This window comes from Fructilactobacillus sp. X1R3C1 (genome assembly GCF_059901545.1).
In genome coordinates, this window is record NZ_JBWXUT010000003.1 from 159,945 (window position 1) to 180,753 (window position 20,809).

16 protein-coding genes are annotated in these 20,809 nt (G+C 40.9%); 8 read left to right on the plus strand and 8 right to left on the minus strand.

Features of this window, described 5'->3' with window-relative positions:
• Positions 1-35: 35 nt before the first annotated feature.
• The 5 genes from AC6UD8_RS04810 to AC6UD8_RS04830 all read left to right on the plus strand — a co-directional run bounded on the left by AC6UD8_RS04810 (position 36) and on the right by AC6UD8_RS04830 (position 6,786).
• Positions 36-1,781, plus strand: a complete 1,746-nt coding sequence (locus tag AC6UD8_RS04810) for an ABC transporter ATP-binding protein (RefSeq protein WP_500699571.1) — start codon at positions 36-38, stop codon at positions 1,779-1,781.
• A gap of 92 nt (positions 1,782-1,873) precedes the next feature.
• Entirely contained in the window at positions 1,874-3,358 is a 1,485-nt protein-coding gene (gene yjeM / locus AC6UD8_RS04815; protein WP_500699570.1) for a glutamate/gamma-aminobutyrate family transporter YjeM, read from the plus strand.
• Positions 3,359-3,532: 174 nt separating this feature from the next.
• Entirely contained in the window at positions 3,533-3,880 is a 348-nt protein-coding gene (locus AC6UD8_RS04820) for a winged helix-turn-helix transcriptional regulator (protein WP_500695850.1), read from the plus strand.
• 129 nt (positions 3,881-4,009) lie between these two features.
• Complete coding sequence (locus AC6UD8_RS04825; protein ID WP_500699660.1) at positions 4,010-5,038, plus strand: zinc-binding alcohol dehydrogenase family protein; 1,029 nt, start codon at positions 4,010-4,012, stop codon at positions 5,036-5,038.
• Positions 5,039-5,199: 161 nt separating this feature from the next.
• Entirely contained in the window at positions 5,200-6,786 is a 1,587-nt protein-coding gene (locus tag AC6UD8_RS04830) for an L-lactate permease (RefSeq protein WP_500695851.1), read from the plus strand.
• A 73-nt stretch (positions 6,787-6,859) separates the two neighbouring features.
• Here the strand turns inward: AC6UD8_RS04830 and AC6UD8_RS04835 are convergent, their stop codons facing one another.
• The 8 genes from AC6UD8_RS04835 to apf form a co-directional block, all read right to left on the minus strand.
• The gene (locus AC6UD8_RS04835; protein ID WP_500694116.1) at positions 6,860-7,240 is read right to left on the minus strand and encodes a hypothetical protein; all 381 of its coding nucleotides are present in this window, start codon (positions 7,238-7,240) and stop codon (positions 6,860-6,862) included.
• Positions 7,241-7,373: 133 nt separating this feature from the next.
• Positions 7,374-8,159, minus strand: a complete 786-nt coding sequence (locus tag AC6UD8_RS04840) for a TMEM175 family protein (RefSeq protein WP_500694117.1) — start codon at positions 8,157-8,159, stop codon at positions 7,374-7,376.
• A 191-nt stretch (positions 8,160-8,350) separates the two neighbouring features.
• On the minus strand, positions 8,351-10,735 hold the full coding sequence (locus tag AC6UD8_RS04845) for a hypothetical protein (protein WP_500723573.1): 2,385 nt from the start codon (positions 10,733-10,735) through the stop codon (positions 8,351-8,353).
• 69 nt (positions 10,736-10,804) lie between these two features.
• Positions 10,805-11,773: a WxL protein host-binding domain-containing protein gene (locus AC6UD8_RS04850; protein WP_500723575.1), complete on the minus strand. Its 969-nt coding sequence runs from the start codon at positions 11,771-11,773 to the stop codon at positions 10,805-10,807.
• Between the two features lie 7 nt (positions 11,774-11,780).
• Positions 11,781-12,182 carry a hypothetical protein gene (locus tag AC6UD8_RS04855; RefSeq protein ID WP_500699567.1) on the minus strand — a complete coding sequence of 134 codons (402 nt, stop codon included), beginning with the start codon at positions 12,180-12,182 and terminating at the stop codon, positions 11,781-11,783.
• Between the two features lie 20 nt (positions 12,183-12,202).
• The gene (locus AC6UD8_RS04860; RefSeq protein WP_500723577.1) at positions 12,203-13,270 is read right to left on the minus strand and encodes a DUF916 domain-containing protein; all 1,068 of its coding nucleotides are present in this window, start codon (positions 13,268-13,270) and stop codon (positions 12,203-12,205) included.
• Between the two features lie 117 nt (positions 13,271-13,387).
• Positions 13,388-14,062, minus strand: a complete 675-nt coding sequence (locus AC6UD8_RS04865) for a WxL domain-containing protein (RefSeq protein ID WP_500699565.1) — start codon at positions 14,060-14,062, stop codon at positions 13,388-13,390.
• A gap of 326 nt (positions 14,063-14,388) precedes the next feature.
• Positions 14,389-15,216: an aggregation-promoting factor gene (gene apf, locus AC6UD8_RS04870; protein ID WP_500699564.1), complete on the minus strand. Its 828-nt coding sequence runs from the start codon at positions 15,214-15,216 to the stop codon at positions 14,389-14,391.
• Positions 15,217-15,936: 720 nt separating this feature from the next.
• On the opposite strand from apf, the gene zwf reads away from it, so the two are divergent.
• The 3 genes from zwf to AC6UD8_RS04885 all read left to right on the plus strand — a co-directional run bounded on the left by zwf (position 15,937) and on the right by AC6UD8_RS04885 (position 20,633).
• The gene (zwf, locus tag AC6UD8_RS04875) at positions 15,937-17,412 is read left to right on the plus strand and encodes a glucose-6-phosphate dehydrogenase (RefSeq protein WP_500699563.1); all 1,476 of its coding nucleotides are present in this window, start codon (positions 15,937-15,939) and stop codon (positions 17,410-17,412) included.
• 106 nt (positions 17,413-17,518) lie between these two features.
• Positions 17,519-18,949 (plus strand): NADP-dependent phosphogluconate dehydrogenase, encoded by a 1,431-nt coding sequence (gene gnd / locus AC6UD8_RS04880; protein ID WP_500694125.1) that lies wholly within the window; start codon positions 17,519-17,521, stop codon positions 18,947-18,949.
• Between the two features lie 136 nt (positions 18,950-19,085).
• Positions 19,086-20,633, plus strand: coding sequence for a multicopper oxidase family protein (locus AC6UD8_RS04885; RefSeq protein WP_500699562.1), 1,548 nt, complete (start codon positions 19,086-19,088; stop codon positions 20,631-20,633).
• The last annotated feature ends 176 nt before the right edge of the window (positions 20,634-20,809 follow it).

The window sequence follows — 20,809 nt, forward strand, 5'->3', positions numbered from 1 at the left end:
GATAGGATAGTAGTTACGATTTAAGGAGTGATAACGTGAAAAAGAAAAACCAAAAAAATAACGGATCCTTTAACTTTCGGGGATTCTTCCATTTAATTCGACAAACTAAACCCCACTACTGGCAACTAATGGTCGGACTGATCCTGGGACTAATCGCTACCGGAGCCCAACTAACGGTCCCAAAGATTGCCCAGGTCATGGTGAACGACTTCGCCAAGGGCGTGAGTCTAGTCCTGATTTTTGCCATGGTTATTTTATTCGTCTTGAGTGCCCTCATTAACGCAGGCTCAGGAACGCTCCTGGGTTTCTTCGGTGAAGACGTAGTGGCTAACCTTCGAGAACTACTATGGGAGAAAATGGTGAAGTTAAACGTTCACTACTTCGATAGCGTGAAGACCGGAAAAATGACCTCGCGGCTCGTGAGTGACACGGATCAGATTAAAGACTTACTGTCAGTTTCATTTCCCAACACGATTACGTCGATCTTTCAACTAATCGGGGCTTTAATCATCATGCTAATCATGGACTGGCGAATGGCCTTAATCATGTTTATTGCCATTCCCATCGTCATGACCGTGATGCGACCCATTATTCACAAGTCGAGTCAGATTGGGAAGTCGCGTCAGGACCAAATGGCTGATTTCAGCGGAAAGGCGCAGGAAACTTTAAACGAAATTCGCTTAGTCAAATCATCAAATGCCGAACCGTACGAAACCAACGCTGGTTCTAACTTGATTCACAATCTGTATCGAATCGGCCTCAAAGAGTCGGTCTACGATTCCATTGCGGGACCAATCCTGAACACGGTCATGATGGCTATGATCGTTGGCATTTTAGCCTATGGCGCTCACCGGGTTGCCATTGGAGCCATGACCATCGGAACCATGTTTGCCTTTCTAATGTACCTGTTTCAAATCATTGGTCCCGTTAGCATGCTGGGTCGTTTTGTCACCGACCTCTCGAAGGCCAATGGTTCTACTGAACACGTCCGAGAACTCCTCATTGAACCAGAAGAAGACTTTGCGTCGGGCTTCTCAGATGACATTGGCGGTAAAACGTTGCGCCTCAATGACGTTAGTTTTGCCTACGACCCCGATGAACCGGTCTTAAAAAAAGTCAACGTCGCCGCCAAGCCCAATCAAACTACGGCCTTCGTTGGACCTTCTGGAAGTGGAAAATCAACCATCTTCAGTTTGATTGAACGTTACTACCAACCAACATCTGGCACCCTTACAATTGGCAAGGAAAACATCGAGGACATTAACCTCTCCAACTGGCGGCATCAAATCGGACTGGTTAGTCAGGATTCAGCCATCATGGCGGGGACGATTCGCCATAACTTGACCTATGGACTAGACGAGCAGTTTACCGATGACCAACTCTGGCACGTCCTAAGCCTGGCGTACGCGGAGGGCTTTGTAAGGGAGATGCCCGACGGACTTTCCACTCAAGTTGGTGAACGAGGAATCAAGGTCAGTGGTGGTCAAAGACAACGACTGGCGATCGCCCGGGCCTTTTTGCGAGATCCAAAAATCTTGATGCTTGACGAAGCCACGGCCAGTCTTGATTCACAATCAGAGGCCATGGTTCAAAAGGCGCTTCATCAACTCATGAAGGGTCGTACTACCCTTATTATTGCTCACCGATTGAGTACCATCGTTGATTCAGACGACATTTACTTTGTTGACCACGGTGAAATCAGTGGACACGGGACTCACGAAGAGTTAATCAAGACTTTGCCCAAGTATCGCGAATACGTTAAAATTCAATTCAAAAAATAAGGAATTCAGCAATGAATTCTTTTTTTGTGTCACAAATCGGGATTTTCCTGTTATACTTTAAGAATTATTTAAGAAATTGGAGGTTACATTTGATGGACAATAAAAAGTTATCATTATTTGCGTTAATCTTAATGATCTTTACATCCGTCTTCGGATCAGCGAACATTTCCAGAGCGTTCTATCTAATGGGGTATGCCTCAATCATCTGGTACATCCTGGCAGCGCTCTGCTTCTTCATCCCGTTCGCGTTCATGATTGCGGAGTTTGGTGCGGCTTTTTCAGAAAAGCACGGTGGCATCTACACTTGGATGAGCGAATCAGTTAATCCTAAATTCGCCTTCACGGGAATCTCAATGTGGTATGCTTCCGCCATCATCTGGATGGTCAACACCAGTTCAGCCATCTGGGTCCCACTTTCAAATGCAATCTTCGGCGTTGATAAAACGTCAGATGCTCACCTCTTTGGGCTTTCAAGCGTTGAAACCATCGGCCTTTTAGCCGTCCTCTTGATGATCGTAATTACGTTCATCGCTACCCGTGGAATTAGTCAAATTCAGAAGGTCACTTCCATCGGTGGGTTTGCGGCCATGTTGACCAACGTAATCCTCATTGTTGGTGGTGCCATCATCCTTTTAATTAACGGCCACACCTTTCAGCCCCTCTCCTGGAAAGCCGTCTTAGTATCACCCAATCCGCAATACGATTCATTAATTAATGTCCTCGGATTTATCGTATACGCAATCTTTGCCTACGGTGGACTAGAAACCATTGGGGGGCTCGTTGATCAAACCAAGACTCCCGAAAAGACTTTTCCTAAAGGAATCACCATCTCGGCCATCACCATTTCCGTCGTCTATTCGATTGGGATTTTCATGGTCGGAGCTTTTACGAACTGGAACCAGGTCTTGGGTTCAAAACACAACATTAACCTAGTCAACATCCCTTTCGTTATCATGAATAACTTTGGTTATCAACTGGGGACCGCCCTGAACTTTCCTCATGGCGTCTCCGTTCAAATCGGGATGTGGGTCAGCCGTTACGTTGGGGTTTCCATTTTTCTAGCACTGAGTGGGGCCTTCATCACGCTTGTTATTTCGCCAATCAAGACGATCGTGGAGGGTACTCCCAAAGAAATCTGGCCGAGGTTCTTTACCAAAATCAACCGACACAACGTGCCAGGCAACGCCATGATGATTCAAGGACTCTTAGTCATCTTGTTCATCCTCGTAATCTCGTTTGGGGGACAAAGTGCCAAAGCCTTCTTCAACATCTTGGTTCAGATGACCAACGTGGCCATGGTAATTCCGTACCTGTTCATTGCCTTTTCGTTCATTGGGTTTAAAGCCAACCAGAAAATCAAAAAGCCCTTTGTCTTCTACAAAAATTCACTGGTTGCCAAATTAGCGGTCTGTGTCGTAATGCTAACGGTCGGTTTTGCGATTATTTTTACGATTATCGCTCCCGCTTTGAGTGGCAACTACGTAAGCAGTATCTGGATGGTCGTTGGGCCTGTCTTGTTTGGTATTGTGGGTTATCTTTTGTACCACCACTACGAAAAGAAATATCTAAGTAAATAAGCAAAAATGAGGCGTCCCTGTGGTGAGAGACGTCTCATTTTTTAGTAAATAATACTTTAATTTGGATTTATTACATTCAATAAGAACACAAAGTTATCCAAAGATATAGCGTATACTAAGTGTGTAGACAACTTCACTGATATTTTGATCAAAATAAAGAGAGAAGTAAAAGTCATGAGCAATAGACATTTATATAATTGTCAAGAAGGCTGCCCAGTTGAAAGTACATTGCAAATAATCTCTGGCAAATGGAAAAGTGTTATTTTGTATCACTTATTTAAAAGTAAAGTAGTTAGATTTAATTATTTAAATAAGCAGATCAATGGCTGCTCAAAACGTATGCTGGCGCTACAATTAAAGGAACTAGAAAACGATAATATCATTGAAAAGAAGGTCTATCCTGTCGTTCCACCAAAAACAGAATACAAAATCACTAAATTTGGTGAATCACTAAAACCGGTTATTGATGAAATGGAAAAATGGGGAAAACTGTATAATTCAATCAACGACGATCAGAGATAAAAGCTTCAATCACAGTAATCTAATTATCTGGTGAAACTCTTGTAACCTAGTAACAAAAATTACATTATTGTAAAGCATCATTTTCTCCTTAAAATTAACAGTAACTTAAATAAGGAGATTAGATAGATGATGAAAAAGAACATGAAGGCAATTGGCTTTACTAAATATTTATCAATTAAAAATCCAGACAGTCTATTTGAATTTAGTACAGAAGTCCCTACCCCTAAACCTCACGATTTATTGGTTAAAGTAGAGGCTGTATCGGTAAATCCTGTTGATGTTTATACTAGACGCGCCCAACGAAAGCAACTTGTTCATCCTAAGATAATGGGATGGGACGCCTACGGAACTGTAGTTACAACTGGAGCAGAGACGAGCATTTTTAAAACTGGTGATAAAGTTTTTTATGCTGGATCGTATAAACGACCTGGAAGTGACAGTGAGTATCAATTAGTCGACGAAAGAATAGTGGGGCATGCACCCAAAAAACTAAGTATTGAAGAAATTGCTGCGATGCCACTAACCAGCATAACGGCATGGGAAGCAATGTTTGAACAAATGGATATCGATATTAATGATACCGAAGGTAACTCATCAAAATCTATTTTAATCATTAATGGAGCTGGTGGCGTTGGTTCGGTGGCAACACAATTAGCCCATCTGGCAAATTTGAACGTCATTGCAACTGCAGGAAACGAAACGACTAAGCAATGGGAATTAAATCATGGAACTGATCATGTTGTCGATTACCACGACAGCATTGTTGACCAGGTTCATGATTTAGGGTTTAAGCACGTTGATTATATTTTGGAATTAGCAAATCTCGACGCTTACTGGTCAACCATCACAAAATTAATTGGTCCAAACGGGAACATCGCCTCTACCACCGGATCCGGTCGAAATTTGAACTTTAGTTCATTAAAATCACGGATGGTAAGATTTGGTTGGGAATGGATGTATGAAAAATCATGGTACCAAACTACCAACATGATTACACAACACATAATCCTGGATAAAATTGGAAAACTACTTGATGAGGGAAAAATTAAAAGTACCCTCACTAAAACAATTAGTCCCATTTCTGCCAAAAATCTTCGTAAAGCAACCAGTATGGTGGAGTCCCATCAAATGATGGGGAAGGTTGTTGTAAAACGATAATCAAATAATTGATTTGTGCCATAAAAGGCTAATCACTAAAGATTAGCTTTTTTTATTTCCAAAACTCCTTGAAAATAACCCGCTTCGCTTGAAGATTCTAACTCATGTATAATAGTTATAAGACATCTTTACCGCAAAACACTAAGAGGAGAAAACATTATATGGAATTATTAGTTTCAATGTTTCCGATACTAGTCCCAATAATTCTGCTGGGCTTTTTAAACATGCCAGCTTTAAAGGGAATGAGTGTAACGGCAATACTTGTTATTTTAGCTAGTTTATTGGTCTGGAAAATGCCAATGAAAGCTCTGGCAGCTTCAGCCATTCAGGGAGTCCACAAAAGTCTGACGATTGCATGGATCCTCCTTGGGGCACTGTTATTACTAAGAGCACTGGAATACACCGGATCAGTGGATCGAATCAACGCTGGCTTTACCAATTTAACCACCGACATGCGCCTACAAGCCATCCTGATTGTCTTTCTGTTTGGTTCTCTAATCGAAGGCGTTTCTGGTTTTGGAGCTCCCGCCATGGTCACCGCACCACTGCTAATCGCTCTGGGATTTAAGCCCCTATCTTCAATCGTTTTGGCCCTTGTCGCCGACTCAACGGCCGCCTCGTTTGGAGCCGTCGGGACCCCGCTAACGGTTGGTCTAAGTAACACCGTTAGTACGGCTGAGATGGGAAAAGTCGGGTTAAAGATTGCTAACCTCGAGTTAATCAGTGGGACCCTGGTTCCGCTGATCCTAATCGTGATGCTAGTTTTCCTACTTCCCAACCAATACACCAAGCACCGCTTCAAATCAGTTTTACAGGTTACTCCATGGTGTCTTGCCATTGGTTTAATCTACTCGACTTCAACCATTATCAGTCAATTATTACTGGGATACGAATTAACATCCGTTATCAGCCCAATCATTGCGCTGATTTTTGCCATCTTAAGTATTAAGTTCAACATCTTACTACCAAGGGATGTTAAGAAAAATCCATGGCAGCAGTCCGAAAAAGTAACTATCAAAGAGCCCCGAACCGACATTTCACTAATTAGAGCGTGGTTACCATACGTCCTCGTGGTCGTTTTACTGGTAATCCCTAAACTCGTCAAACCGGTCCATAACTGGTTAAACAGCCACGTCAACCTATCATTAACCAACATTCTTGGCTTTAAGGCAATTGACTCGAGCTGGCTCCTTTTAGCTTCACCGGGAACCGTCCTCTTGATTGTTGCCCTACTAACGGTTCTGCTTCGTGAAGAATCATTTCGTTCGTTTTCACACGAAGCGTGGGACGTGGTGAAATCAATGAAGACCACGCTTCTGACCTTAATTGTGACTTTAATCATGGTCCAAGTCTTTACTAACACCAATTTTAACGGCGCCAAATTAGACAGCATGCCCGGTTACTTGGCATCGTTTATGGCTACTCACCTGCATGGCGTCTGGCTAGCAATCGCACCAATCCTAGGCGCGGTGGGATCATTTGTCACCGGGAGCACGACCGTCTCCACCTTGACTTTCTCATCAATTCAGGCTGATGTCGCCGTGGACGCTGGTTTAGATAAATTTCTCATTCTCGCCGGTCAGGTCATCGGCGCCGCCGTTGGAAACATGATTTGTGTCTACAACATTGTTTCCGTGAGTGGCGTAGTTGGCTTGAAGGGACAAGAGGGGACAGTAATGCGGAAGACTGCCATTCCAGCAGCCGCTTATCTCTTTTTTCTCATTATCTCCATCTTCATATTCAAATAATTATAGGTAAACAAAAAATCCATCCCAATTCAACATTGGAATGGATTTTTTTCAGATTTAATTATCAAAAATTTTAATCTTTAAACGTCCATACTTCGTTAAGTAAAAAGCCAATAAATCCTAGAATCAGGATTAAATCAGTCCACATAACGGAAAGATGAGAGATCCCGATTATTACCAAAAGAAACACCAGCAGGGTCACAACCCCACCCCAAACACGTTGCTTGGAGGTAATTTCACCCGCAATCTCCATCGCTGGATTCTTAATAAATAAGGTGACCGCCCAAATGATGATACAGAGGGCACTCAAAATAATCAAAATCCAGTCAATGAAACCAATGGGAAAACCGTAGATAATCTCCTGAATCCCCTCAACCACGCTGGTTCCAAATAAAATCATGGCCATGGCCGTCCACAGTAAACTGATACGACTAGTAAATGCGTTTTTCTTCATATTTAACACCTACCTTTAGATAAATTTTAACATATATTTAACTTTGAAAGAAAAATGTTGAAAAAAAAGGGACTAACATCATTTGTTCATTGACGTCAATCCCTAAAAATATTTTATAGCAATGCTTTAAGTTTTACCTCTGATCAGCGGCCCACTTGGCAAACTGGGTCCAAATCTCATGCTTTTCTTTCTCATCATCAGTACCTTTTGACGCCTTAATCGTCGAAGCTAACTTGGCTTTTAAGGATTTTTTCTGATCAGCCGTTAAATTCTTCACCGACTCGGTTAAATTAACCTGGCCCTCTTCCATTCCTTGATTAGCCAAGTTCAAGGTCCCGTGCTCGTGGCTGTTTTCAATAAACGACCAAATTGGAATAATGATAAATAAAGTCAAAGCAATTCTAGGAAAGAAAAACGCCAAAATAATCAAAATGACGTACGCCGCAATTGAATAGTTAAAGTTTCTGGCAAAAATATAGTTGAAAACTTCATGTTGCTTGGAGTGCTTTCGGTACTTGACTTCCGCAATTTGTGACACAATGATGCGAAAGACCACCAATAAAATTAGTGAAAGAGTGCCATAAAGCATCACCGTGATTTGCGATGTATCGTCGGTCATAAGCTTTGTAAAAGTTGGAATTAACGACATGAAAAAGAGGAACACCAGGTCCATGACAACCGTCTTGTTGGCAACTTTTTCGGTATCATTGAATACTTGTGCATGCTGGTACCACAAGTTCCCAACAAAACAGAAACTAACGGCATAGATTCCAATGGCACGAAATAGAACCAGATACTCAACGTTTCCACCCATTTTCTCAATCGGCAGTTCCAACACCATCACGGTAATAATGATGGCAATAATGGCGTCACTGAAGGCATCAAGTCGATCTTTCATTTTTTTCTTGATTTCACCCATAACGTTTCCTCACTTTGATAGATTTACGCTAATTATAGCACGCCATTATAGAGATTTTAAGCCCATCAGAAAAGCGTTTCACAATTACCAACGTTATGTTTAATTTACATGCAACAAAAAAGGCTATCAAGTACTTGATAGCCTTTCATTTGACAAAACATATCATAACCGCGATCACTGATTAACCGTCCTTATGGTGTTCCACTATCTTTTGAACCATACTTGATGCTCCAGTTAAGCGTAGCGTCATATCCTCCGGTACTACCGACGGCACTTCCACTCTGGTTCATCCTTAAATCAAGTCCTTGATTAGCACCCCATTTAATTGGAGTCGTAATCTTACCATCTTCCTTTTTTCCAGGATAATTGTAAACCTGGACGTTACCAGTTCCTGGGTTCAAAATGATTGGTTGCTTGCTGTTTAAGGCAAAGTAAGCCAGTGAAAATGGTGACCCGGGCCTCCCAATCTCATGTGGATTTTCAGGAGTATTCTCCTGAGAAAGCCAGACACTGTACGGACTCTTAACCCGACGATCATCGGTTAAACTAGCAATCTCGTACCCCTTGTTGATGTCAATCGGAGTCTTTTTCTTGCCAAGGTTTCTTGGTTGCATGTACTGATCCTTAAAGAAGTAGTCATTTTGAAAGCCGTAGTCTAAATCCTGCGGTTGATTCAGAACAACCGATCCATTGTAGAAATTATAGGTCTCTTTTCGTCCTTGAAACTTAAGTGAATCCTGGTTACGATCGGTTCCCGTCAATTCAGGGATTGAACTCATATTATCAGGATTATTGTCCCCAAGTTGAAGGTCAGCGGTAATATTAGTTACCTCTCGACCATTCATGTCTGGAAGATTCTTAATTGTAATCTTCTTAGCATTCTTAAAGTTAGAGTTGGAGTCTTTCCCACTAATCTCATAATCGGTGGTGTCACTGACCGTATAATCACTATTACTAATTGGTTCTCCGTTAACATCAATGTTCTTGATGTCTTTAATACTTGGAACCACAAATGAATACGAACCATCTTTAAACTGCGTGCCTTCAATCATGTTATGAAGGGAAATCTTGTACTGAACCTCACTTCCGTCTTTGACGTCGGTCAGATTATTGGTCCAAGTATTACCACCGTCATTTGACATCTGGTTTTGTAAAATAACCCGTGGTTTAACGTTGTCGTACGGGTTATTCGACATTTCGACGGTCGCCTGACTTGACTTAACCACTCCGTCATCCGGTGCCGTAAAGTTACTTCCCTTAGCGGTTACCGTATTCTGCTTAGTATTAGGATCTGGATCAGTAATAATCGTGCGAAATCCAACTGAGTCAGGTTTCCCATCATCGTCGATGGGTTCAATTCCATTAGGATATTCCGCCACGATTTGATCGTTATCGTCTAGACCACGCATCCCTAGATTGGTAATGTCATCTGTAACCTTAACGTTATCCCAGGTATTTCCTAAACCATTATCTTTGTAGTTGTAGGTATCGACCTTATAAAGCATCACGTCTCCAACTTTAGCGTTAGTGACAAGGTCCTTAAATTCACTTGGATCGATTTCCTTAATCATGTCATTTGCGGCACCGGTATCACTATCGTAGGGATTAATATCCTTATACTTCCCCTCACGTTGAAGTGCACTTAAATCACAAACTAATTTTTTAACCCCAGGAATCTGAGGAATTTCGGTATTGGCAATGGCACTGACCATGTTCAACGCACCAGTTGCACCAGTAAATCCCCACCATGCGTAGTCACCTTGAAATTGGCTCAAAGGAACATTTTCAGTAGTGGTATGCTGATCAATTCCGTCAATTGAGTGACCAGACTTGGGATCATTATAAGTAACCGTTGCGGTGGCGTGATCCGACCTGGCGTTACTATCTGGTTGCCAGTCATTAGGCATCCACTTATAAGTCACCGGGATCCATGTTCCCTGATTAGCCGTTAAAGATGGCGTCTGACTATAATCATGGTGATTGATTCCAATATGATCTTTATCGTGCCAGTCAAATGGACCAGTGAATTCATTTGGGTAAATGAACGCCGTATGTGGAATCTTTCGCGGCAATTTATGGTCACTATAATCTCCGTTGTAGTATGGATCAAACTCAAACGATAAAGCATTGTGAATAAATTGGGTTCTCAAATATGCTTTTTTAGGATTAACATGATCATTGTCAATTGCCTTTGAAGCGGTTCGGACATTTCCATATGAACCGAGTGATTCACCCGATGATCCGATGGCATTTGGATTGTCATTTTGCAGGGTAAAGGTCAGTCCATCAGCTAATGTTTTAACTTTTTTCGGGTTTTTCATATAAACGTAAAACTTAATTGTAAACGGTTTTTGTAAATCAACTTGGTTCTTCCACCACATGGTTTGAGCAGAATGATCATCACCAGTATTATCAGTTACCACCTGAACGTTGGGATATCTTTTTTGAACGCTTTCATTCGGTTGAATCCCAGCAAACATAAATTCATCCATTGACGGACCTGATTCTGGTGGTGCAGGAATGTTATACGGATTATCTGGATCCGCCCTAACACTCATCATTGCGCCACAAATCATAAATACAGCAGTACAAACCACTCCTATTAATAGCTTATAAAGTACTTCTCTTTTTATTCTCATTTTTTCTCAATTCTTTTTATTTTTCTTTTTGTGATAGAACATCCGACAAATCCAAAAAATAATCCAAATTTCGATGGTCAAAAATACCGCAATTAAAACCGGTACGTATGACTCTACTTGGTTTGATAACTTTAGTGGGGTAAACGTCTTGTGCAATCGAACCGTTTGCTTGTCAGAATGGATCATAATATCCATCCGATACCTACCAGGCTGCAATTTTTGATAGGGAATTGTCCACACCAAAGGAGTATTCGGGGCAATACTGACATCCGAATATTCCTTTATCGTATCCAACTTTTCGTTATGAAAAACTTTGACTCGCACCCTCGCATGTTGAATCAGCTGTGGGTAATTATTCTTAATCGTAACTTTAAACGCATTTAATCCATCATAATTTCCACTCTCAATGTTTGAAATTTTTAAACGATCTAATTTCAATCCATCCTGTCCACTTAACGAAACTCCAATAACGTAACTGGCTAAACTGTTAACCTTCTCGTTTGAAACGGAAGGAACCACTCCAGTAGCAGTGATGCCAGCAAGTTCTGTTCCCATAACTCGTGAATTTGTCCTGATTTGGTAATTGACTACCTTACTTGCATCCGGAGCCAAATTCACTTCTCTTTTAAGTTTTCCAACAACTTGTCTAGAAACCGAATTCTGATCATTTTTAAGCACGCTTGGATTAGCGTATGAAATACTGCCACTCGACGTGGTCGTTGCATTATTCAGCGTTAACCTAATTTTAATGGGACGGTCTCCGTGATTTTTCAAAAGAAGCGGGAGCTGGTATTCCCGATTCGGTTTAGCTTGAATCGCAAAATACTCCTTTCCCTTTTGAAGCGGAAGTCCACCCAAAACCGGCGTGGCAGAAAATGACGGATAATCATCCGAATTGGCCTGGGAAGTCATTGGCACAAACAGTTCAATCAACAAAACTCCAACTAAAATTATAATTTTAATTAGTTTTCGCATTTGAATTTTATTTCGAATTCTTCAATTCTAATTTTTTAATGAAATGACGGTTTAATATAATCAGAAAAGCGATAAAGAGAAAAATCACTCCGGCTACCATTGTGCCCCATTTAAGCATTTGTCCTGTTTGAGGTAACGTACCTTGTTGCTCCCCACTAACAGCAATGGTTGGCGGAATTTTAGTGCCTTCTGATTCAGAGGGACCTGGGGTTTTATTAGACATGTCTTCAGGTTGACCACCCTGTCCATTGGGTCCTGGGGTTACGTTTCTACCAATTCGAATTGTGGTATTTGAATTAGATTCACTCTTCGCAAACGAAGCTGCATTCGCTTCTAACCCAATGGCTATTAAAATAGTTAGTCCAGTTAACAGTACCATCCTTAAAAACTTAGAACATTGTATTCGCATTTGTACATCTCCCAACCTAGTTATTTAGATTGATCGTTTCTTTTATCAAGTTCTGCTTGCTGTGCGGCAATCAAATCCTTTTGTTTTTTGTGTTGACGGTACAAAACGTAGCATAAGATCAAGATTAAGATTAACAAGATAATCAATAGGATGATCCACCACCAGTTTTTATTAGCATTATTAATTGCTGCCTGAGCAATTGAAATATGGAAGTCTTTTTCAATATCCCACTTGTTTCCGTTAATGTCTGAAGCCTGCAAACTCAAATGATAATTACCGGGTAACAACGCGTTTTTGCCAAAATTATTCATAAAATTAAAGTTGGAATTAGGCGCCATACTTAAGCCACTCTGGTTGGCCTTACTCAAGACCTTCTTCGGATTACTCTTTCGGTAAATCTTGTCTTTTAAATGCATTTGACTAACCGTCGTGGGCTTTTCGTTCGCTAACTTAGTATAAATCACCGGTTCATTAGATACCTTCCCCGGTTTAATGCCTTGAGCCGTAAGCTTTGGTTTAATGGTTTGATTAGTGTTGTCACGAAGATAGACGGGCATTGCTAAAGCAAACTTATTATTAACGCTGACTCCCCTTAATTTAGCTGCAGAAGGTGGTAATTGTGGACTAACGTACAGTCCACCCATGATGACACCTTGATAGGTCTTGTCAGGAGCTTTTACGTTAAAGTTAACGTTGGTTCCCTTATTAGGAGCTAAGTTAATCGTCTGCTTCTTGTCTCCTTGGACTAAATCCTTGAATTTATACTTCAAAGTTTTATCAGTCGGAAACTTATTAGTCGGATTGAGCGCAATGGCACCACCACCGGAAGTAAAAGCAGTTGTTGGTTCAATTCTAAAGGACTGGGGTGATTTGGATAAATTAACGATGCTCAAACTAATTTGTTGGGTCTGACCCGGCTTGGTTTGAACAAAGATCACTCCATCTTGCTTAATTTGATTCTTAGTGTAATTCGGTTTAACCGCAATTGATGGACCTTGGGCTGCATTTGTTTTTAAGGTTCCAAGTATCGGAATCATCAAAAGAATGGTTGCAACGGCAAGTAAAAACGGTAACCAGAATTTCTTCAACCTTGATAAAATTACAATCACGTCCTACTTAATTAATTTTCTAATTTACTAAAAAGAAGACAAACCGTACGTGGTCTGTCTTCTTGGTTATACAATACACACCCGTAAAGAGAACTATTAGTTAGTTGGGTTTTGTGGGCCTTGTGCGTTAAGAGTCCAAGTAATTTGTGCGTTGTAATCAGCTGGAGTAACGTTAGCTGGCATGTTCAAACTAGCGTCAGTACTCTTTGAGTAGTTAACTGAAGTTGATCCTAAACCTTGACCAGCATTAGCTGAAAGAACTTGGGTAGAATTGTTAGATCCGGCTTGAAGCAATGGAGTATTAACTTCAGCGGTACTGCCAGTACTATTCTTATAAGCGGTTTGATTTAATTGAACACCCCAACCATTACCAGGTTGATCATTAAATTGACCTAAAGCAGCTGAGACATTCCAACCAGCACCATTTGGTTGGTCTTTAACGGCACGACCATCAACAACCACTAATTGTGGCTTACCATTACCGGTTTGGTTATCATGCAACGGAATTCCAAATTGTGGGTTAGGATTGTTAGCTGCTTCACCGAAGTTTAAATCGGGAACTTCTGATAAAGTTAAGTATCCGGTTCTTACTTGAACGTGAGCATTTGACTTTTCTGATACTGAACCAGTAGTGTCATTAGGAGTTGAGCTAGTGTCGCCATTTGCAGTATCGGCATTTGCATTAACATTACCAACGGCCATTGACAAACCTAAAACGGCTGCTAATGATGCCACACCTAAAACTAATTTCTTACCAATATTTGCTTCCATAAAAAACTACCTCCAAAAAATATATTATTTTATTGCTAATAAATTGTATGTTTGTAATGGTGATAAAGCACCACAGACACGCAATCTAATAACATCTTTCACAAAGACATTATACCATAGAATAAAATCCTTGTGCAATAAAAATAGGAAAAATTTCACAACACCCACTTCTTTTCACAATATCCTAATAGAATCCTGGCTCCATGCAAAAGTCTACTATTAGTATAACTTATAAATGGATTATTTTTCAAGCTAAAAAAGTCACGGTGACCTTTCGATCACCGCGACTTCAATTAATTCTTATTAATTAGTTAGTATAAATTATCTTAGTACCAACCGTGTGATTGCCAGAATGCTTGGGCACCTGACCATGAACCGTAACGTGAAGTTACGTATTGGTTGGCAACACGATCTTGGTTAGCAGCTGAGTAGTCACCGTTTAAGTATGACTTAGATAATTGGTACTTACCGTAGTAGTTACCATTTGAAGCAGTGTATGAGCCACCTGATTCACGTGAAGTGATCCAAGCTTTGGCTGCATCGTCACCACCGTTGTTTGAGTAGCTAACGTTAGCTGGTTTAACGTTAGTTTGTACAGCGTAAGTTCTTTGGTTAGTTTGTGGTGCTGCTGGAGCTGGAGTGCTCTTTTGAACTGGTGCTTGTACATTAGCCTTTGGTGCTTGGGTTGATTGAGCATTAGCTTGTTGTTGTGCAGGTTGTGCTTGTTGTACAGGAGCTTGAGCTGGTTGAGCAGCTGGGGCTTGTACATTAGCCTTTGGTGCTTGGGCTGGTTGAGCAGCAGCTGGTTGTTGTACAGGTTGTGCAACCTTAGCAGCTGGGGCTTTAACAGCTGGAGTAGTCTTTGGTGCTTGGTAACCAGTAGTTTGTGCTGGTTGTGATACTGCGTTTGGAACAGTAACGCCAGTTGGGATTACTAATCTTTGTCCAACTGAGATTTGGTCAACATTTTGTAAATGGTTAGCTTTGGCGATTTGGTTAGCAGAAACTTTGTATTGTTGAGCAATTTCTGAAACAGTGTCACCTGCTTTAACTGTAACGTTTGTTGAAGCGTGGGTGGTGTTAGCACCTACTGCTAATAAACCTAATGCTGCGGCACTTGATAAAACTACGGCCTTGATACTTTTTGACTTCATAATAATAATCACTCCTAATCTAAATTTCTTAACTAATTTTCGTTTTCCGGTTTTCTGTTTTTTAAATTCGTTGATCTCCTGTATCAATCAACAATGTATATACTAAACGGAAAACATTACACACAAATAACACAGTGTTTAAAAAAATCGCCGATTTTTGTTATTTTGTAACATAAGTAACATGTTTTGCAACATAACCCTAAAAATCACCGAATTATTGAGTGTTTCCTGTATCATTTTGTAATTTTTACTCGTTTTTTTGCCACATATTCCCTTCAATTTCTTCAAAATCACTTCAAAAAAAGGTTGACAATCATATTTTTAGGTCAATTCACCTTAATTTTTCCTTTTTTGACCTGTTTCTACTATATTAATATAACGATCATTAGATTCACATCATCACCGTTTCCAGCTTTGACTTTTCCACTACCATTTTATTTTTAACCATCGATTCTCCATTATTATGGTAGAAAACTTTTTTATGTCGTTTAAATTATCAGCCTTTTTTACGGCCAACCACTTTATGACCTGTACCAATTTAGCAATCAAAAAATTATTTTAAACTATTTATAATGAAGAAATGCGTCAAGTTAGGGATACTTTAGATAGCGCTTTCATATGTGGAACAATAAGGAATAAACCACTTTTTTTGGTAGCAGTAGTGTTATATAATTGGTCTTGTATACGAATAACTATAATTATTAAAAGGAGTGAGTATTAATGGCAACTGCTAACCGTGCATTATTCATGCTTTTCGGTGGCACTGGTGACCTTGCTTTGCGAAAATTATATCCAGCCTTATTTGAACTTTACAAAAAGGGCAGTATTGACAATCATTTTGCACTGCTTGGGTTAGCTAGACGACCCCACACCGATGAGGAATTTCAAAAAATGGTTTTGGATTCCATCTCGTCAGAAGCAGATAATCAAGAACAAGCTGAAGAGTTTGCTAGTCATTTTTACTTCAGATCTCATGATGTTACCAACGTGGAACATTATCAGGCCTTGAGTAAATTAGCCGACGAACTTGACAAGAAATACGAACTTAATGGTAATCGGATCTTTTATGTTTCAATGGCCCCAAGATTCTTTGGAATCGTTGCTAAAAATCTGAAGGAACAACACGTTCTTTCAGACAATGGTGGCTTTAACCGCTTGGTAATTGAAAAACCATTCGGTCGGGACTATGAATCTGCTGAAAAATTAAATGATGAATTAACCGCTGCGTTTAAGGAAGACCAAATCTTTCGCATCGATCATTATTTAGGCAAAGAAATGGTTCAAAGTATCCCAGTTATTCGATTCGGTAACCCCATCATCGATGCCGTTTGGAACCACAACTACATCGATAATGTCCAGATCACCCTATCCGAAAAACTTGGCGTAGAAGACCGTGCCGGATATTACGACACAGCTGGTGCTTTACGTGATATGATTCAAAACCATACCATGCAAATCATGACCCTCCTTGCAATGGATAAGCCAGAATCATTTGTTGATACTGACGTTCGTGCTACCAAGGTCAAAACCCTTGAAAGTATGAACTTCTATGATACTGAGGGTGTCAAAAAGAACTTTGTTCGTGGTCAATATGGAGCTGGTAGTGGTTCAGCCGCCTACCGTGACGAGCCAGACGTTCCACACGATTCTAATAATGATACCTTTGTTGCCGGAAAAGTAACTTACAATCTTTCTAGATGGGAGGGCACTCCTTTCTACGTTCGAACTGGTAAGAAGTTAAAAACCAAAGCCACTAGAGTTGATATTGTCTTCAAAAAAGACATTAACAACATCTTCAGTAAAGCCGGTTTGCCAGATACTCTTAAAACCAACGTCCTCTCAATTTTAATTGACCCTCGTGGTGGAATTACACTGAGGGTCAACGTCAAGGACTCCAAACAAGGTTTCCATACCGAAACCATCGACCTTAGTTACCTACAAAATGATGCTCGGGCTTCAGAAGTTCCTCAACCATACGAGCGTCTTTTCCATGACATCTTAAATGGTGATCACACCAACTTTGCAAGCTGGCCAGAAGTTGCCGCCGCTTGGAAGTACGTTGACCCCATTCAGAAGTACTGGGACGAAACCAAACCTGATTTTCCTAACTACGAACCGGGCTCAATGGGACCAAAGGCAGCAGACGAGTTATTAGCTCGAGATGGTCACAGTTGGTACTTCCCTGCTGAAAAGTAAAGAAAGTGCTTACAAAATTTGAAGTTTCTATTTCACAATTCTAATGTGAAATGGTAAACTACTAGTGTAATGAATTAACATATATATTCGAAAAGGAAGGTATATTATGGCTGATAAAAAAGCAAACATTGGTGTTGTTGGTATGGCTGTTATGGGTAAGAACCTTGCCCTCAACATTGAAAGTCGCGGTTACACAGTTGCAATTTATAACCGTACTGCAAGTAAGACTGAACAAGTAATGAAGGATCACGGTGACAAACACTTGATTCCAAGTTACAACGTTAAGGATTTCGTTGAATCAATTCAAAAACCTCGTACGATCTTATTGATGGTTAAAGCTGGAAAGCCAACTGATGCCGTTATTGCTGAACTATTACCATTACTTGATAAGGGTGACACTCTTATTGACGGTGGTAACACTAACTTCCACGATACTATGGCTCGAAGTGAAAAACTTGCTAAGTCAGGTATTAACTTTATCGGAATGGGTGTTTCTGGTGGTGAACTGGGAGCCCTTAAAGGCCCTTCACTAATGCCCGGTGGTCAAAAAGAAGCCTACGACCGTGTTGCTCCAATCCTTGAAAAGATTGCTGCTAAGGCCGAAGATGGCGAACCATGTGTTGCTTACATTGGCCCTAACGGTGCTGGTCACTATGTAAAGATGGTCCACAACGGTATCGAATACGGTGACGAAGAATTAATCGATGAAACCTTTAACCTTTTGAGAAATGCTGCTGGTTACTCAGTTGATGACCTTGCTAAAATCTTCAAAGATTGGAACAAGGGTGAATTAAACTCATACTTGATCGAAATCACTGCTGACATCTTGACTAGAAAAGATGACTTAGGCGACGACAAGAACAAGCCAATTGTTGACGCAATCTTAGATCGTGGTGCTAACAAGGGTACTGGTAAGTGGAGTTCAATCGATGCTTTAGACATTGGTGCTCCTCAATCAGTTATCACCGAATCAGTTTACGCTCGTTTCATCTCAATGATGAAAAAAGAACGAATGGCCGCTTCAAAGGTTCTTCATGGTCCTGCCAAAGAACCTAAGTTTAACAGCGACGAAATCGTTGAAAAGGCTCGCCAAGCATTATACTTCGGTAAAATCATGAGTTATGCTCAAGGTTTCGAACAAATGCGAATGGCCTCAGAACACTACGGTTGGGACTTGAAGTACGACCAATTAGCTAAGATTTGGCGTGCTGGATGCATTATCCGTGCCCAATTCCTTCAAAACATCACTGATGCCTTTGATAAGGATCCTAAGTTAACTAACTTGTTAATGGACCCATACTTCTCAGACATCGCTAACAAGTACCAAGACTCAGCTAGAGAAATCGTTTCGTTAGCTACTGAAGCAGGTATTCCTGTTCCATCATTGTCAGCTGCCGTTTCATACTTTGACTCATACAGAGCTCAAGTACTTCCAGCTAACTTGCTTCAAGCACAACGTGATTACTTCGGTGCTCACACTTACGAACGTACTGACCGTCCAGGTAACTTCCATTACCCATGGTACAAAGAACAATAAAACAAACGTTTTAAAAAGATCGACTTTAATAGTCGATCTTTTTCTATGTTTTTAGCTAACAAACAAGCATTATAGTCTAAAAAGCTGTATTATGATGGTGTAGTAGATAGTTAAACAATTAGGGAGGAACAAGACAATGTCCGAACGAAAAGTATACAATGATTATTTCTATGATGAACCAGCTTTTAACACCCATGACGGTGGATACATTCCACTCGAGGTGCCTGATGTTCCAGAACACAAATTAAACATCCCCGAAATTTTAAAGCCCGACAAAGAAACCGATACCGACATGTGGTACACGGTGGATGCTCAACCAGGTGAAACTCAGATTTTACCCGGTGAAAAAACAAAGACTTGGGGTTACAACGCTAGTATTTTAGGTAAGACAATCATTTTAAAAGAGGGTAAACACATGCATGTGACCTTAAAAAATGACTTACCAGTTTTAACCACCTTTCATTGGCACGGACTAAATGTTTCCGGTCCATACGTTGACGGTGGTTGTCACGCACCAGTTTACCCTGGTGAAAGCAGTGAAATTGAGTTTACGGTGGATCAGCCTGCTGCCACATTGTGGTTGCATGCTCATCCATGTCCAGAAACTTCTGAACAAGTCTACAAGGGTCTTGCTACCCCAGTGGTTGTTCAAGACGACATTGAATCCAAGTTACCCTTCCCAAGAAATTACGGAGTCGATGACATTCCCGTTGTCCTACAAGACCGTCATTTCCACAAGGGTAACCAACTAAACTACAAAGAAGACTACGATCCAGACGGTGTTCAAGGTCCAACTGCCATGATTAATGGTACCGTGAACCCCTACTTTGACGTTACTACCCAACGAGTACGACTCAGATTCCTGGACGGCTCCAACCGTCGTGAATGGCGCCTTCACTTCGACGACGACTTGAAGTTCACTCAGATTGGTTCTGATGGCGGAATTCTTCCTGAACCAGTTGAGTTCACTCACCTCATGATGGTTTGTGCCGAACGTGATGAGGTCATCGTTGATTTCAGTGGTTATAAACCCGGTGATGAAGTTCAACTCTACTCCGACGACGTTCCCATCATGACGTTTAAGATTCATGAGTTCGCACCAGACAACACCAAGCTCCCAGATCACCTCGTTGACATGCCGCCATTTGCCAAAATTGACAAGGATGCTCCCGTTCATAAGGCAGCTATGTCTGGAATGGACGAATCCGTTGAAATCAACGGTAAGAAGTTCGACATGCAACGAATCGACGATCGCCAAGAAGTCGGTAAAGAACGAATTTGGGAAGTTTCTAATTCAAACGAAATGGATGGCGGGATGGTTCATCCTTACCACATGCACGGAACTCAATTCCGAGTACTTTCCAGAAACGGTGGTGACCCCTATCCAAACGAACATGGTTGGAAGGACACCATTGGGGTTAACCCCGGCGAAGTCGTTCGTTTGCAAGTTAAGTTCGACTTTCCTGGCGTTTACATGTATCACTGTCACATTACGGAACACGAAGACGGTGGCATGATGCTTCAGATCCAGGCTTATGACAAGAATGATCCACACAAGAAGTACAAGTTAATGAACATGGATACCTTACTGAACGCTCTTTCAAAAGAAGAGGGCATCCCAGTGAAGGACTTAGATATCCCAGCTATGAATTCATACAAAAAGATGGGAATCCACATGTGTTAATTAAAGATTGGAAAACAGCTGCAGTGATGCGGCTGTTTTTTTGTGGGTAAAATCATTTATGTAATTTATTAATGTTAAAAACAAGCGTCATGATGCAAATTCATCCAATTATCATCTAATAATTACAAACTGGGTCCGTTGCATTTTATCAACTTTATGATAATATTAATTACAAT

Bases quoted from the DNA above. Each gene is read 5' to 3' on its own strand.
- yjeM (WP_500699570.1), top strand. From the start codon at position 1,874: ATGGACAATAAAAAGTTATCATTATTTGCGTTAATCTTAATGATCTTT.
- AC6UD8_RS04820 (WP_500695850.1), top strand. From the start codon at position 3,533: ATGAGCAATAGACATTTATATAATTGTCAAGAAGGCTGCCCAGTTGAA.
- AC6UD8_RS04825 (WP_500699660.1), top strand. From the start codon at position 4,010: ATGAAAAAGAACATGAAGGCAATTGGCTTTACTAAATATTTATCAATT.
- AC6UD8_RS04830 (WP_500695851.1), top strand. From the start codon at position 5,200: ATGGAATTATTAGTTTCAATGTTTCCGATACTAGTCCCAATAATTCTG.
- AC6UD8_RS04835 (WP_500694116.1), bottom strand. From the start codon at position 7,240: ATGAAGAAAAACGCATTTACTAGTCGTATCAGTTTACTGTGGACGGCC.
- AC6UD8_RS04840 (WP_500694117.1), bottom strand. From the start codon at position 8,159: ATGGGTGAAATCAAGAAAAAAATGAAAGATCGACTTGATGCCTTCAGT.
- AC6UD8_RS04845 (WP_500723573.1), bottom strand. From the start codon at position 10,735: ATGATTTGTGGCGCAATGATGAGTGTTAGGGCGGATCCAGATAATCCG.
- AC6UD8_RS04850 (WP_500723575.1), bottom strand. From the start codon at position 11,773: ATGCGAAAACTAATTAAAATTATAATTTTAGTTGGAGTTTTGTTGATT.
- AC6UD8_RS04855 (WP_500699567.1), bottom strand. From the start codon at position 12,182: ATGCGAATACAATGTTCTAAGTTTTTAAGGATGGTACTGTTAACTGGA.
- AC6UD8_RS04865 (WP_500699565.1), bottom strand. From the start codon at position 14,062: ATGGAAGCAAATATTGGTAAGAAATTAGTTTTAGGTGTGGCATCATTA.
- apf (WP_500699564.1), bottom strand. From the start codon at position 15,216: ATGAAGTCAAAAAGTATCAAGGCCGTAGTTTTATCAAGTGCCGCAGCA.
- zwf (WP_500699563.1), top strand. From the start codon at position 15,937: ATGGCAACTGCTAACCGTGCATTATTCATGCTTTTCGGTGGCACTGGT.
- gnd (WP_500694125.1), top strand. From the start codon at position 17,519: ATGGCTGATAAAAAAGCAAACATTGGTGTTGTTGGTATGGCTGTTATG.
- AC6UD8_RS04885 (WP_500699562.1), top strand. From the start codon at position 19,086: ATGTCCGAACGAAAAGTATACAATGATTATTTCTATGATGAACCAGCT.